This is a genomic window from Micromonospora sp. NPDC049900, assembly GCF_044461025.1.
Lineage (GTDB): Bacteria > Actinomycetota > Actinomycetes > Mycobacteriales > Micromonosporaceae > Micromonospora.
The window spans coordinates 86033-99080 of the sequence record NZ_JBITKM010000006.1; the positions used below are offsets into that span (position 1 = coordinate 86033).

Genomic DNA, 13048 nt, shown 5'->3' on the forward strand with positions numbered 1-13048 from the left:
TCACAGCTCGGGGCGGTCCACCATGCCGTCGAGCAGCACCGTCCGGGCGGCCAGCACGTGGGCCCGCATCGTGCTCGACGCCCACTCGGCGTCCCTGGCCCGTAGCGCCGCCACCAGGTCCCGGTGGTGGGCCATGCTGCGGGCCAGGGCGTCGGGCGTGTAGAGGCGGAACGCCCGCACGACCAGCGGCACCTCCACGACCGCGGACAGCAGCGAGGTGAGCCGGGGACTGGCGGCGGCCTTCAGCACCGCGTTGTGCAACTCGGCGTTGAGGGTGGCGATCCGGTCCAGGTCCTGCGGACCCATCCGCCGGGCCAGCTCCTCCATCTGATCGCAGAGCCCGTCCAGCCGGTCCAGGACCTCGGGTTCGATGCGCTTGGCGGCCAGGGCCGCGCCGTAGCTCTCCAGCCGGGCGCGGATCTCGTAGATGTCCTGCAGGTCGCCGAGCGACCATTCGGCGACCCGGGCCCCACGGTTGGGCTGGAAGACGACGAGGCCCTCCGCGGTGAGCCGGCGCAGCGCCTCCCGGATCGGCGTCCGGCTGACGCCGAACTGCCGGGACAACTCCATCTCGCCCAGGCGGGCGCGTGGGCCGATCGAGCCGTTCAGGATCGCGCTCCGCAGCGCCTCGTACGCGTCCTCCGCGGCATTCGTCACCCGTGCCTCCGTCGTGTGAGCCGCATGTCGTCGGCACCCTTGCCGCCGGTCTGACAGTCTGAGATTGTATACATATGGTGGTTCAGGTGGTGGAGGTGTCTCCACGGGACGGTCTGCAGAACGAGCCCGAGATCCTGTCGACGGCAAGCAAGATCGAGTTGATCCGGCGCTGCGTCGAAGCAGGAGCGCGGCGGGTCGAGGCGGTCTCCTTCGTCCGCGCCGACCGGGTGCCGCAGATGGCCGACGCCGAAGCGGTGATGGCCGCAGTGCCACGACGCAGCGACGTATCGTACATCGGCCTGGTGCTCAACCGACGCGGACTGGACCGTGCCCTGGCGGCCGGGGTGGACGAGGTGAACTGTGTCGTGGTCGCCACCGAGACCTTCAGCCAACGCAACCAGGGCGCCTCCGTCGAGGAGATGCTCGGTGCCTGGACCGACATCGCCAAGGCCGCCCACGCCGCCGGAGTACGAGCCAGCGTGACCGTGGCCGCCGCCTTCGGCTGCCCCTTCGAGGGCGACGTCGCCGCGGCGACCGTGGGCGACCTGGCGCGGCGATTGGTCGAGGGCGAACCCGACGAGATCGCCCTCGCGGACACCATCGGGGTGGGCGTACCCGTCCAGGTGCGCGCCCTGGTCTCCGCCGTGGCCGCGGCGGCACCGGGCGTGCCACTGCGCGCCCACTTCCACGACACCCGCAACACCGCCGTCGCCAACGCGTTGGCGGCGGTCGAGGCCGGCGTGACCGTGCTCGACGCCAGCGTCGGTGGGATCGGCGGATGCCCCTTCGCCCCGGCGGCCACCGGCAACGTGGCCACCGAGGACCTCACCTACGCGCTGCACCGCTCCGGCCACCCCACCGGCCTCGACCCGTCGAAGGTCATCGAGACGGCGGCGTGGATCGGCGAGCAACTCGGCAGGGACCGGCTGCCCGGCGCCCTCGGTCGGGCCGGCTGGTTCCCGGCCGACCCTTCCTAGCCGGGTCGACGGGTGCACACACCGATCGAGCGCACGTCCCGGTGCCGCCGGCTGACTGCCGGAGGCACCGGACGAGGTCAGCGGCGGCTGAACGTCACCCGCACCTCGTACCTGCCGCCCTGGGGCCCGTTGATGAAGTAGAGGACCTTCTCGATCCGGCTCCCGGGCCACATCAGCGAGGACTGGCTGAGGGCGGTGATCTCCGTCCCGATCAGGTCGTCGTTGTCCCGCACCGCCTGCGCGAGGGTGCAACACAGCTCGCCGCGGACCGCCGTACCGACCGGCCCGGTGACCTTGTGGCCGAACGAGGCCACCCTGCTCTCGTTCACCCAGTTCCGGTGTGTCGGCAGTTCCTCCCGGGCGACGCTGCGGGCGAGGTCACGGATCTCGATCGCCTCGCTGTGGGGCGTGGAGTCCTCCTCCATCGCCACGACGATCAGACCCACGCCGAACTCGGCGCTGTGGGCCGACCCGTCCTGGTACGGGTAGATGATCGTGTCCCACCGCCCGACCGTGCCGGGCACCGGGCAGGTGCGGCCGGCGACCACGGGCGGGCAGGACCCGAGCATGCCCTGGTGGCCGGTGGCGGAGAGCATCCGCAACCCGGGTCCGGCACCGCCGGTCCGATCGTGGCCGTCGAAGACGAACGGCATCATCATCAGGTACGGCTCGTCCCCGCCGGACTCCTGTGCCGTGACCACCCGCACGGACGTCACCTCGATCCGTACGGGTGTCTCGTTCTCGATCGCCACATGGTGCCAGGCGAGAGACCGGAACTGGCTGCCGTACACCGCGTACAGGTGCACCGTGGTCCCGGTGACCGGGCGGTACGTCTTGGCGCCGACCCGGTTCTCCTGAGTGGAGGTCAGGATCGAGGTCCCGACCCGGAAGGTGACCTCGTCGAGGCAGACGGCGCTGGTGACAGCGCCGACCCAGGACACGGTCACCGGAGCGCCCCGGCGAACCGTCGACACGTTGGCGGTCAGGGTTCCGGAGACCTTCTCGGCGCAGTTGCCCGGCTCCGGCGGGTCGAGTGGGCCGGCCTGCGCGGCGCCGGCCGAGAGACCGAGCAGCGTGGCGGCGACCGCGACGGTGGCGATGAACCGACGGACGGTGGACCTCATCGGATACTCCCTGCTGGGTTGGTGTCGTAGGTCGATGGTCGGGGCGTGGGGCCCCTGGGGAGGCTTCGGAGATCCCCGGCACGTGCCCCGGGATCGGGGTTCCCGGGGCACGTGTCCGGGGGCGGTTCGATCTACGTCCGGCTGATGGTGCCGCGGATGATGTACGAGGCGCCCTGGCCCTCGACCGGGATGGCGAACGACTGGGTGCCCGTCGAGCTGGTCTTGATCTGCTCAAGCGTCAGGTAGCGGAAACCGGCACCGATCACGTCGTCAGGGTCGATGAAGCCCATGGGGTTCCACGAGTTGACGGTCTCCTGCACGACGGCGGCGGTGGCGGCCTCGGCGACCCTGGCGTGCATCCGCGTGATGTCGGCGCTGGTGGGCTCCCGCAACTCGCGGATCAGCGTGTTGATCTCGGTGGTCAGCGCGGAGCGCGCGGCGTTGCGGCCGGCGACCGCGGCGGTGGTCGGGGTCTCGTCCTCCTCGAGGGCGATCACGGCGAAGCCGACGATGCTCATCCTGTCGGCGAGCGGAGCCGGCAGGTTGCGGACCGGCTGGACGACGGTGCTGAACCGGCCCTGCGCCGGCGGCACGTTGACCACGGTGTTGGTGCGCACGCTGCTGACCCCGAGCATCCCGTGCGTACCGGGCGCGCTCATCACCCGGGCGCTGGCGCTGGCGAGGTTGCCGGCGTCGATGGTGGTGCCGTCGGCGAAGATCGGGAAGATCATCAGCCAGGGCTCGTCGCCGGAGCTCTCCTGCGCCTTGACGACCTGGAGCTGGTTGATCGAGACCTCGACGCGGGCCTCACCGGTGATGCCGACATATCGCGACGCCACCGACTTGAACCCGCCGGGATAGACGGCGTAGAGGTGGAACGTCGTGCCGACGAGCGGCCGGAACACCTTGGCGCCGGTCGCGGCGACCTGCTCCGAGGCGAGGACCGACGCCGTGCCGACCCGGAAGGTGACCTCGTCGCTGCACAACGGCGTGGTGACCCGGCCGCTCCAGGAGACCGTGACCGGACTCCCGCTGCCGACCGTCGACGCGTTGGCGGTCAGGGTTCCGGAGACTCTCTCGGCACAGTTGCCCGGCTCCGGCGGGTCGACCGGCCCCGCCTGCGCGGCACCGGCGGGTAGTGCGAGCAGCGTGGCGGCGCACCACGTGGTGGCGGTGACGGTCAGGGACCGGCGGATGGCGATTCTCATCTGTCTGCTCCTCACATGTTCTGGTGTCCTCCATGCTGGAGCCGGTGGACTCGCTGACTCTTCGGGGAAATCCCTAGCGCGGCTGACGTCGGCGATACTGGTCACGTGGCAGAACTGGTCGGGCGGCAGGCCGAACGCACGCGGATCGCGCAGGCCATCGACCAGGCCAGGGCCGGCACCAGCGCCACCCTGGTGCTGCGCGGCGAGGCGGGCATCGGCAAGACGGCCCTGCTGCGGTACGCGGCCGGCCTCGCCGATGATCTGACGGTGGTCGGCACCTGCGGAGTGCAGGCCGATGCCGAGCTGGAGTTCTCCGGACTGTTCGACCTGTGCCGTCCGCTGCTGGCGCATCTGCCGTCGGTGAACGAGTTCCAGGCAGCGGCCCTGCGCGGGGCACTCGGGCTGGGACCGCCCGGCACCGGCAACCGGTTCGTGATCGGGGCGGCCACCCTCGAACTTCTCGCCGCCGCCGCCGAGCAGCGGCCGGTGCTGGTCTGCGTCGACGACCTGCAGTGGGTGGACCAGGCATCCGCGCAGGCGATCCGATTCGCGGCGCGGCGACTCTCCGCCGACCCGGTCGCCTTCCTGCTCTGCGTCCGCGACGAGCCGGACACGGTGGTGGACACCGACGGCTTCCCGCAGCTACGCCTCGGCGGACTGGCCGCCTCCGACGCCTACCGGCTGCTGGCCCGAGCCACCGGTCGGCCGGTGGCCGAACCCGTCGCTCAGCGGCTGCACACCGAGACCGGGGGGAACCCGCTGGCCCTGACCGAGCTGGTCGACCTGTTGACGCCTGAGCAACTTGAGGAGACCGCGTCGACTGACCGACCTCTGCCGGTCGGCGACCGGATCCGCGCCGTCTTCGTGGCGCGACTCGCGGCGCTGCCGGCCGACATCCGGCTCGGCGCGCTGCTCGTGGCGGCCACCACCGACGACCGGGTGGAGGTGGTCGGGGCGGCGTTGTCCCACGCGGGCCTCGGCATCGACACCCTGGCCGACGCCGAACACGCTGGCCTGCTGTCGGTGGCGGACGGTCGGGTGCAGTTCCGGCACCCGCTGCTGCGGGCGGCGGTGTACGCGGCGGCGGGTACCGCCGACCGGCGAGCGGCACATCACGCCCTCGCTCGGGCGACCAGCGGCACCACCGACCCCGAACGGCACACCTGGCACCTGTCCCAGGCCGCGCTCGGCCCGGACGAGACGATCGCGGCGGCGCTGGCCGGGACCGCCGACCGGGCCCGGGCGCGGATGGGATTCGTCGCCGCCGCCGCCGCGCTGGAGCAGGCGGCCCGGTTGACCCCGGACCCGCAGACCCGCACGCGCCGGCTGGCCGAGGCCGCGTCGACGGCACTCACCGGCGGCGACAGCGTCCGGGCGGGTCGGCTGGCCGACGAGGCGATCGCGCTGACCGACGACGGGTCGCAGCGTCCGGCGTTGTTGCTGTTGCGTGGACGGATCGGCATGCGTACCGCGTTGTCCACCGCGTACGACGTGCTCACGTCGGCGGCCGACGCAGCCGGCGCGGATCGGGTGACCGCAGCCGAGGCCCTGTGCGAGGCGGCGACGGCCAGCATGTGGCAGGGACAGGTCCCGCGAGGGCTGCGGGCCGTCCGCCGGGCCCGCGAGCTGGTCCCGGACGACGGCGGGCCGCAGGACATGGCTGTCGACTACACGCTGGGACGGCTGCTGATGGCCGGCGCACAGGCGTCGGAGGGGTGTCCGGTCATCGAGCGGTGGCTCGCGTACGCCACCGGCACCGCGGAGCAGTCCGACGCCCAACTCGTCGAGATCAGCATGGCGTTGGCGTTACTGGAACGCGAGGACGAGGCGTTGGCCGCCGCCGAGCGGGCGGTGGATCTGGCCCGGGGCCGGCACCCGGTGGGGGTGGCCGCGGCGCTGAGCGTGGTGATGCATCTGCACACCTGGGCCGGCGGCTTCACCCAGTCTGCGGCGGCGGGAGCGGAGGCGGTGGCGCTACTGCGTGACCTCGGCTACGCCAACAGTGTCGCCGGCACGCTCACCCATCTGGCCAAGGTGGCGGCGCTGCGAGGGCGCATCGACGACGCGCAGGCGTTGCTCGACCAGGCGCGCGGCACCGACGGGTTCGCGGCCAGTGCGACGGTGGGTGCCGCCGCCCGGTTCTCCGACGCCCTGATCGCAGTGGTCGGCGGCGACGTCGCGCGGGCGGTGGAGCATTTCGAGGCGGTCGGTGACACCCTGCGGGACACCGGTTGGTACGACCGGGACCTCGCCCCCGAGCCGGAACTCGTCGCGATCCACGTGGCGGCCGGTGACCGGTCGGCGGCGCTGCGGGCATTCGACCGGTGGCAGGAGTACGGGCCACAGGTCGCACCCCGGGCCGGGGCCGCGCTGTCGGCCCGGTGCACGGCGCTGCTCGCCACCGACGACAGCTACCAGGAGGCGTTCGAACAGGCGCTGTCGCTGCACGGGCAACTGCCCGACCGGTACGCCACCGCCCGCACCCGGCTGGCGTACGGCGAGCGGCTACGCCGGGTCGGCCGTAAGGTCGACGCCCGGCATCAGTTGCGTGCGGCGGTGCAGGAGTTCGAGGGCCTCGACGCACAGCCGTGGGCGGAGCGGGCGCGCCGGGAACTACGGGCGACCGGGGAGAAGATCCGTCGGACGATCGCCGGGCCGGGTGTGGAGTTGACCCCGCAGGAGCGGCAGATCGTCGCGCAGGTCGCGGCGGGCAGGACGAACAAGGACGTGGCGGCTGCCCTGTTCCTGAGCCCGAAGACGGTGGAGTTCCACCTCGGGCGGGCGTTCCGCAAGTTGGCGGTGACCTCGCGGGCCGAGTTGGTCCGTCAGGTGACCCTCGACCCGTCGATGCGCCCGGCGTCGCCTGCGGTGAGCTGAGGGGTGCCGCTGCCGACCGGCACGGCACGGTCGGCACTCCGGAAAGGTCCGCCGGGCAACGGCAACGAGGACGGTCCCTTGGCGTCGGAGCCGCATCTCCTGCGTGGCGCGCGTCGTCTGTGGGTACATGCGGCACAGGTGCGCAGCCGGACCGAACGTCCGGCCACGTACGGGTTCCAGCGGAAGGTCGGTCCACGAAGGTGAGATCGGCCCTTCCTCCATCCGAGCGGAAAGAAGGACCATGGCCGACAGCCGTGACATGTACGTCGTGCACAGCCTCTTCAGGCGCGAGTTTCCGGCCGCTGCGGCCCTGGTCCGGACAGTACCTGCGGATGACGTCCCGGCTGCCGCCCGCGTCGCCGACCACGTGCTCCTGCTCACCGGCGCGTTGCACACGCATCACAGCGGTGAGGACAAGCACGTCTGGCCGAAGTTGCTGCAACGCGGTCCGGACGAGATCGCTCCGTTGGTCGAGAGCATGGAGAGTCAGCACGAGAGCCTGCACGCGGCGTTGGCCGAGGTGGAGGAGCGGGTGACGGTGTGGCGCGACACCGCGACGGTGGCCGACCGGGAGGCGCTGGCCGCAGCCGTCGACGCGTTGATCGCGCCGATGGCGGCACACCTGGACGCCGAGGAGGCCCACGTGCTGCCGTTGATCGACAAATACCTGACCGACGAGGAGTGGGCCGAGGCGGGCAAGCACGGGATGGCCTCGGCGCAGAAGAGCCAGCTCCCGTTGATCTTCGGGATGCTGCTGCACGACGCCCGGCCCGAGCACACCGAGAGTCTCAAGGCGGTGATCCCGGGGCCGGTCTGGTTCGTGCTCTCCCGCCTGGGGCCCGGGGCGTACGGCAGGTACGTCCGGCGACTGGGCCTGGACCGGCTGAGCGCAGCCTGACCGCGCGGGGCGGCCGGCCCGGACCGGCCGCCCCTGGCCTGCGGTGTGAGAGGCGGCGACGTCGGTCGTGGCGGATAATTGCCCGATGACAAATCCTGACCTCGATCCGGACGTCTATCCGCCCCTCGACCCTCGTGAGCCCGTGCCGGACGACGTCGGTGAGCTTCTTCCCGACACGCCCGGCGAACTGCCGGAGGCGCCGGTCGAGCCGTCGCCCGACGACGGTGATCCGGGAGGCGTACCCGAGCCGGCATGACGGCGGTCGCCCGCACGCGGCGTCGATCAGCGGTCGAGGCCCGCCGGGGACCAACTCCACGCGGCGAGCTTCTGCGGGTTCCGGACCACCTCGACCCGCGTGATCGTGCCCGTGTCGGTGGTGGTGAGTGCGAGCACGGCGAGAGTGCGGCCGTGCCGGTCAGCCGGTCCGAGACGGCCGAGTACGCCAGGCGGACGGCCGCGATCGCCCAGGCCGGCCCCGGCCTCTACACCGTCGTCGGTGAGTTCACCGCCTGACCGGCACCGACCGGTGTCGCCCGGTCCGTCATCGCGGACCGGGCGACACCGTCATGCGTGTCGGGTTCCTCGACGGTGTGCGAGGGGAGCGGCGATGCCGGGCTCAGTCCTGCCAGACGTTCAGGGCCCAGGCGAGGACGTACCAGACGCAGACGTACTCCCGGCCGGAGGCGATTCCGGCGATGTGGCAGGTGATCGGGTCGGGGAAGACTCCCTGGAGCAGCCATGCACCCGCCGCGGCCTGCGTGAGCGGCGCGGCACTCACCGCCGTGTTGGCGGCGGGAACGGGGGCGGCCTGGGCGGCCCCGGCCGTCGTACCCAGGCCGGTGGCCACCAGGGTGACCGCCAGGGTCGTCGTGGCCAGTCGCTGCCGCAATGATCGTCTGCGCATCGGGTTCTCCTCCCACGCGCCCGGGGCCGGTTGTCCGGCCGGGGGCGTCCGTCGTTGATCGATGCGTACATGCTGCGCCGAGAACACGTTCCGGTCGTCGGCCCACGATCTGACCTGCCGGGTAAGCCGGGCGGGGGATGCCGGCCGGCCGCGTCCCCCGGCAGGTGGACCCACCGGCAGCGGGCATTCAGGCCGGCATCCGAGCCTGAAGCACACCGTCCACACCGGACAAGCCGGAAGGCGCCACGGACGGGATGGCCTGATATCGATGGCTCGTCCCGGATTCTCCATGGCGATGCTCACACCCCGTATATGAGGGATCCGCTGATCGTCACTGACGTGCGAGCATCGACACCGGTACGTGAGTGCGGGCGTCGGGTGGTTGGGGGAACATGCCCACAGGTCAGGTACAGCGTGACCAGTTCGGAGACCTGCTCAGGTCCCTCCGTCTGGAGCGGGGGATGACCCAGGAAGAGCTCGCCGAGGCGGCCCGGTCCAGTGTCCGCGGCATCCGGGAGATGGAGCGCGGCCGGGTACGCAGTCCGCAGCGCCGCACGGTGGAGCTGCTCGCCGATGCCCTGCGACTGGCCGGGGCGGACCGGGACCGCTTCGTCGCCTCGGCCCGGGCCGCTCGGCGACCCCCAGACCCGGCAACCGGGCCACCCGACCGCCTCACCGCCCGGCACAGCACGACGGTGCCGTCCGGACACCCGGCAGCGGTCGTACCCGGAGAACTACCCGCCTCCGTTCCGGACCTGGCCGGCCGGGCGGAGATCCTGGAACGCCTCTCGACGGTGGCCCGCGAGGTGGCCGCCGGGCGGCCGGACACCGCCTCGGTGGTGGTGCTGTACGGGCCGCCCGGGATCGGCAAGACCAGCCTCGCCGTCGCAGCCGGACATCGACTCAGCCCGACCTTCGCCGGAGGGCAGCTCTTCGTCGACCTACAGGGCGTCTCGCCGGACGGACCGGTCGACCCGGCCGAAGCCCTGGCCGGACTGCTGCGGTCGCTCGGCGTGCCGGACACCCGGGTGCCGGTGTCACCGGCCGAACGGGGCGGCCTGTTCCGCACCCTCACCCGGGACCGACCGCTGCTGGTGGTCCTGGACAACGCCGCGAACGAGGCCCAGGTGCGCCCCCTGTTACCGGCCGGGCCCGGGTGTCTCGCGCTGGTCACCTGCCGGCGTCCGTTGACCGGTCTCGCCGGTGCGCTCCGGCAGCCGCTCGACCTGCTCGACCCGGCGGCCGGTCGACACCTGCTCGCGGCGATCGTCGGGGCCGACCGGGTCGCCGCCGAACCGGCCGCCGCCGACCAACTCGTCCACCTCTGCGGTCGGCTGCCGCTGGCCCTGCGGATCGCCGGCAACCGCCTGGCCAGCCGGCCCCAGTGGTCAGTCGGCTGGTTGGTGGACCTGCTCCGCGACCAGCGTCGGCGGCTGACCGTGCTGACCGCCGGCGATCTGGGCGTGCGCTCCGCGTTCGAGGTGTCCTACCGGCAACTGGACCCGAGGACCGCGCAGGTGTTCCGGCGGGCCTCGCTGATCCCCGGCGCCGACTTCGCACCCGGTCTGGTCGCCGCCGTGGCCGGCGTCGACGAGGAGGCTGCGGCGTCGGCTCTGGAGGAGCTGGTCGAGACCGGTGTCCTCGTGGCGACGGGGGACCGGTATCAGTTCCACGACCTGGTCCGGCTCTACGCCCAGGAACGCCTCGACGCCGAGGAGGACCAGTCCTGTCGGACGGGGGCGCACGATCGGATGGTCCGCTGGCTGCTGCGGCGCACCCGGCAGGCCGGTGCGATGTTCGAACCGGCCGGCTGTCGGTCCGACTCCCCGTTCGTCAGCGATCGGGCGGCGGCGTCCTGGTTGGACCGGGAGTCCGGCAACTGGCTGGCGGCTCTGCGGGACGCGGCCCGGTGCGGTCGACACACCGACGTGGTCGCGGTCGCCCGGGCACTGCACTGGTACTCCGACGCCCACAGCCACCGTCACCCGTGGGACGAGATCTTCTCGCTGGGGGTGGCCGCCGCCCAGGCCGTCGGCAGCCCTCGCGACGAGGCGGTCCTGCTCAACTTCCTCGGCTGGGCCCGGTACTTCTGCCGGGACCGCAACACCGACGGGCTGACCGCGCTGGGACGGGCGCTGGAGCTGGCCCGGCGGATCGGGGACCGTCGGGAGGAGGGGTGGGCGCTGACCTACACCGCTGTGATCTTCATCCGGACCGGTCGGGCCGGATGGGCCGTCGACCACTGCCGCCGGGCCGTGGGCCTGTTCCGCGAGGTCGGGTACGCCCTCGGCGAGCACAGTGCGGCGAGCGTGCAGGGCGGGGCGCTGGCCGCGCTCGGCCGGTTCGCCGAGGCGGCCGAGTTGCACCGTGACGTGTTGGCCTTCTACGGCCGGGGCAACGGGCTCAGCCGTACCGGCGCGGCGGTGGCCGGCGCCGGGGCGATGATGAGTCTCGGAGCGGACCTGGCCGGATTGGGTCGGTGGCGGGAAGCCGCGAACGCCTACGCCGACGCGCGTGGGGTGTTCCACACCTTCGGCGCGACGTTCAGTGAGGCCAGCGCCATCCGCCAGTACGGGCTGGCCCTTCAGGCGTTGGGTGAGGGCGACGCGGCGGGCGAGGCGTTGCAGGCGGCTCTGGTGCTGTACGCCGCGCTGTGCTGCCCGTGGTGGGAGGCACAGACCCTGTACGCGCTCGCGGCGTTGGCCGACGCGGACCCGGACCGGGCTGTCGAGGCCGACCTGCTGCGCCAGCGTGCCCTGGACCGGTGCGGCGAACTGGACGCCCCCGAGGTGCGGACCCTTCGCGCGACCCTGCGACGGGAACTGGCGCGGGCCTGACCGGACACGCACCGGGCCCCGCCGACGCCACGGCGGGGCCCGGTACCGGTGACAGGGTCAGTTGCAGGTGGTGCCGTTCAGCGTGAACGGCGCCGGGGTGGCGGGCGTACCGTTCGCGGTGAAGCCGATGTTGACGGCGCCGCCGGTCGGGATGGCGGCGTTGTGGTTCTCGTTGGTGACGGTCACCGCCGCACCGGTCTGCTGGAAGACGCCGTTCCAGTGGCCCTGGACGAGTTGCCCGCCGGGGAAGGACCAGCCCAGCGACCAGCCGTTGACGGCCGGGCCGTCGTTGTAGACGGTGACGCTGGCGGTGTAGCCGGTCGACCACGAGTCGGTGACGACGAAGGAGACCCGGCAGGTGCTGACGATCGCCGTCGCCGGCACGATGTTGCCGTAGTCGTCGCGGGCGGTGGCGAAGTCCTGGAACCCGAAGCCCGGGCCGGCCGACCGGGTGGTGGTGCCGGCCGCGAGGACGGTGCCGTTGGCGTTCACGGAGTAGACCGGACCACCGCTGTCGCCGCCCCGGGCGGCCTCGTCGCCGTCGAGCTGGGTGGCCTCGACGAGATCCTCGATGTCGTCGTAGTGGAAATCGACCCGCAGGTTGCAGACCGGGCCGCCGAGCTCACCCGCCGAGGTGTACCCGGACTGGCACAGCAGTTGGCCGGGGTACACCTCGGTCCAGCCGACCACCTGGGCGCGTACCTCGTCGTGCTGGCCACCGACATAGAGGTGGTCGCCCGGCGACGACGTCGAGATGATCATCGTGTCGTGGTCGTCGTTGCTGTCGACCGCGTAGCCGACCAGCGTCCCGGTGTTGGTGCTCGTGTTCCACCCGACGTGCCAGGGCGAACCGATGGCGCCGCAGTGCTCGGCGGTGAGGACGTACCCGGCGTTGGTGTCCGCGTTGCGCACGCCGAAGCCGGCGGTGCACCCGGGGGTGGTGAACCCGATGCCCGAGCCGCCGTCGAACGGTGCCGCGTCGTTGGCCCGTGACCGCTCGACCATGCGGTCACGCTTCACGAAGCTGGTCCGCACACCGGTGGCCGGCAGCGTCGGCCGCGTCGCGCCGGCAGCGTCGTCCACCGCGACCTCGATGCCGGCGCCGTCCGTGCGCACCCGCACCGCGTGGACCGCGTCCGCCGGGTCGGCCGCCACCGCCCGGGTGATCCTGGCCGCCGCCGTCCGCAGTTCGGCGCGGGAGTAGGCGGCGCGGGTCACCTCGACCGGCGCGATCCGGCGGGCGGACGTCACGGCGGCGACGATGTCGGTGGGCACCGCACCCTTCCACCACAGGGTGACCTGGTCGTCGACCAGCCCGATACCGGCGTAGCCGCGTGCCGGCGCGCGGTCCACCGCGGTGCGGATGACGTTGGCCGCGTCGACCAGCGGCGCCTGGGCGACCATCCGGTCCAGGGTCGGGGCCGGGATCAGGTCGAGGATGGACGCGGCGGCCTCCGGCTCGCCGGTCTGCGAGGACGCGGAGGCGGGACCGTTGATCGCCGTCGCACCGACCAGTGCCCCGACGACCATCGCACAGGTGATCGCTTTCCGATTGCGTGTCATGAC

The 13048-nt window shown here is 72.5% G+C and carries 10 protein-coding genes; 5 read left to right on the forward strand and 5 right to left on the reverse strand.

All coding sequences use genetic code 11. From position 1 onward, the window contains the following. Positions 1–657 (reverse strand): GntR family transcriptional regulator, encoded by a 657-nt coding sequence (locus ACIBMZ_RS15975; RefSeq protein ID WP_396694313.1) that lies wholly within the window; start codon positions 655–657, stop codon positions 1–3. 74 nt (positions 658–731) lie between these two features. Here ACIBMZ_RS15975 and ACIBMZ_RS15980 point away from each other — a divergent pair, with 74 nt between their 5' ends. Next, a complete protein-coding gene (locus ACIBMZ_RS15980; RefSeq protein WP_396694315.1) occupies positions 732–1634 on the forward strand; it encodes a hydroxymethylglutaryl-CoA lyase in 903 nt (300 codons plus the stop codon). A gap of 77 nt (positions 1635–1711) precedes the next feature. On the opposite strand, the gene ACIBMZ_RS15985 is transcribed toward ACIBMZ_RS15980, so the two are convergent. Together ACIBMZ_RS15985 and ACIBMZ_RS15990 are read right to left on the reverse strand one after the other, a co-directional pair. Continuing rightward, positions 1712–2758: a hypothetical protein gene (locus ACIBMZ_RS15985; RefSeq protein WP_396694317.1), complete on the reverse strand. Its 1047-nt coding sequence runs from the start codon at positions 2756–2758 to the stop codon at positions 1712–1714. 131 nt (positions 2759–2889) lie between these two features. Beyond that, entirely contained in the window at positions 2890–3966 is a 1077-nt protein-coding gene (locus ACIBMZ_RS15990; RefSeq protein WP_396694319.1) for a hypothetical protein, read from the reverse strand. Positions 3967–4071: 105 nt separating this feature from the next. Between ACIBMZ_RS15990 and ACIBMZ_RS15995 the strand changes: the two genes are divergently transcribed. The 3 genes from ACIBMZ_RS15995 to ACIBMZ_RS16005 all read left to right on the forward strand — a co-directional run bounded on the left by ACIBMZ_RS15995 (position 4072) and on the right by ACIBMZ_RS16005 (position 7997). Then, the gene (locus ACIBMZ_RS15995; protein WP_396694321.1) at positions 4072–6843 is read left to right on the forward strand and encodes an AAA family ATPase; all 2772 of its coding nucleotides are present in this window, start codon (positions 4072–4074) and stop codon (positions 6841–6843) included. A 241-nt stretch (positions 6844–7084) separates the two neighbouring features. Further along, on the forward strand, positions 7085–7741 hold the full coding sequence (locus ACIBMZ_RS16000; protein ID WP_396694323.1) for a hemerythrin domain-containing protein: 657 nt from the start codon (positions 7085–7087) through the stop codon (positions 7739–7741). Positions 7742–7826: 85 nt separating this feature from the next. After that, complete coding sequence (locus tag ACIBMZ_RS16005; RefSeq protein ID WP_350698235.1) at positions 7827–7997, forward strand: hypothetical protein; 171 nt, start codon at positions 7827–7829, stop codon at positions 7995–7997. A 360-nt stretch (positions 7998–8357) separates the two neighbouring features. Here the strand turns inward: ACIBMZ_RS16005 and ACIBMZ_RS16010 are convergent, their stop codons facing one another. Beyond that, positions 8358–8645, reverse strand: a complete 288-nt coding sequence (locus ACIBMZ_RS16010) for a hypothetical protein (protein ID WP_396694325.1) — start codon at positions 8643–8645, stop codon at positions 8358–8360. Between the two features lie 392 nt (positions 8646–9037). On the opposite strand from ACIBMZ_RS16010, the gene ACIBMZ_RS16015 reads away from it, so the two are divergent. Continuing rightward, complete coding sequence (locus ACIBMZ_RS16015; protein WP_396694327.1) at positions 9038–11482, forward strand: ATP-binding protein; 2445 nt, start codon at positions 9038–9040, stop codon at positions 11480–11482. A 57-nt stretch (positions 11483–11539) separates the two neighbouring features. Here the strand turns inward: ACIBMZ_RS16015 and ACIBMZ_RS16020 are convergent, their stop codons facing one another. Beyond that, on the reverse strand, positions 11540–13045 hold the full coding sequence (locus ACIBMZ_RS16020) for a cellulose binding domain-containing protein (RefSeq protein ID WP_396694329.1): 1506 nt from the start codon (positions 13043–13045) through the stop codon (positions 11540–11542). Between the last annotated feature and the right edge of the window lie 3 nt (positions 13046–13048).

Bases quoted from the DNA above. Each gene is read 5' to 3' on its own strand.
- ACIBMZ_RS16005 (WP_350698235.1), top strand. From the start codon at position 7,827: ATGACAAATCCTGACCTCGATCCGGACGTCTATCCGCCCCTCGACCCT.
- ACIBMZ_RS16010 (WP_396694325.1), bottom strand. From the start codon at position 8,645: ATGCGCAGACGATCATTGCGGCAGCGACTGGCCACGACGACCCTGGCG.
- ACIBMZ_RS16020 (WP_396694329.1), bottom strand. From the start codon at position 13,045: ATGACACGCAATCGGAAAGCGATCACCTGTGCGATGGTCGTCGGGGCA.
- ACIBMZ_RS15985 (WP_396694317.1), bottom strand. From the start codon at position 2,758: ATGAGGTCCACCGTCCGTCGGTTCATCGCCACCGTCGCGGTCGCCGCC.
- ACIBMZ_RS15980 (WP_396694315.1), top strand. From the start codon at position 732: ATGGTGGTTCAGGTGGTGGAGGTGTCTCCACGGGACGGTCTGCAGAAC.
- ACIBMZ_RS16015 (WP_396694327.1), top strand. From the start codon at position 9,038: ATGCCCACAGGTCAGGTACAGCGTGACCAGTTCGGAGACCTGCTCAGG.
- ACIBMZ_RS15990 (WP_396694319.1), bottom strand. From the start codon at position 3,966: ATGAGAATCGCCATCCGCCGGTCCCTGACCGTCACCGCCACCACGTGG.
- ACIBMZ_RS16000 (WP_396694323.1), top strand. From the start codon at position 7,085: ATGGCCGACAGCCGTGACATGTACGTCGTGCACAGCCTCTTCAGGCGC.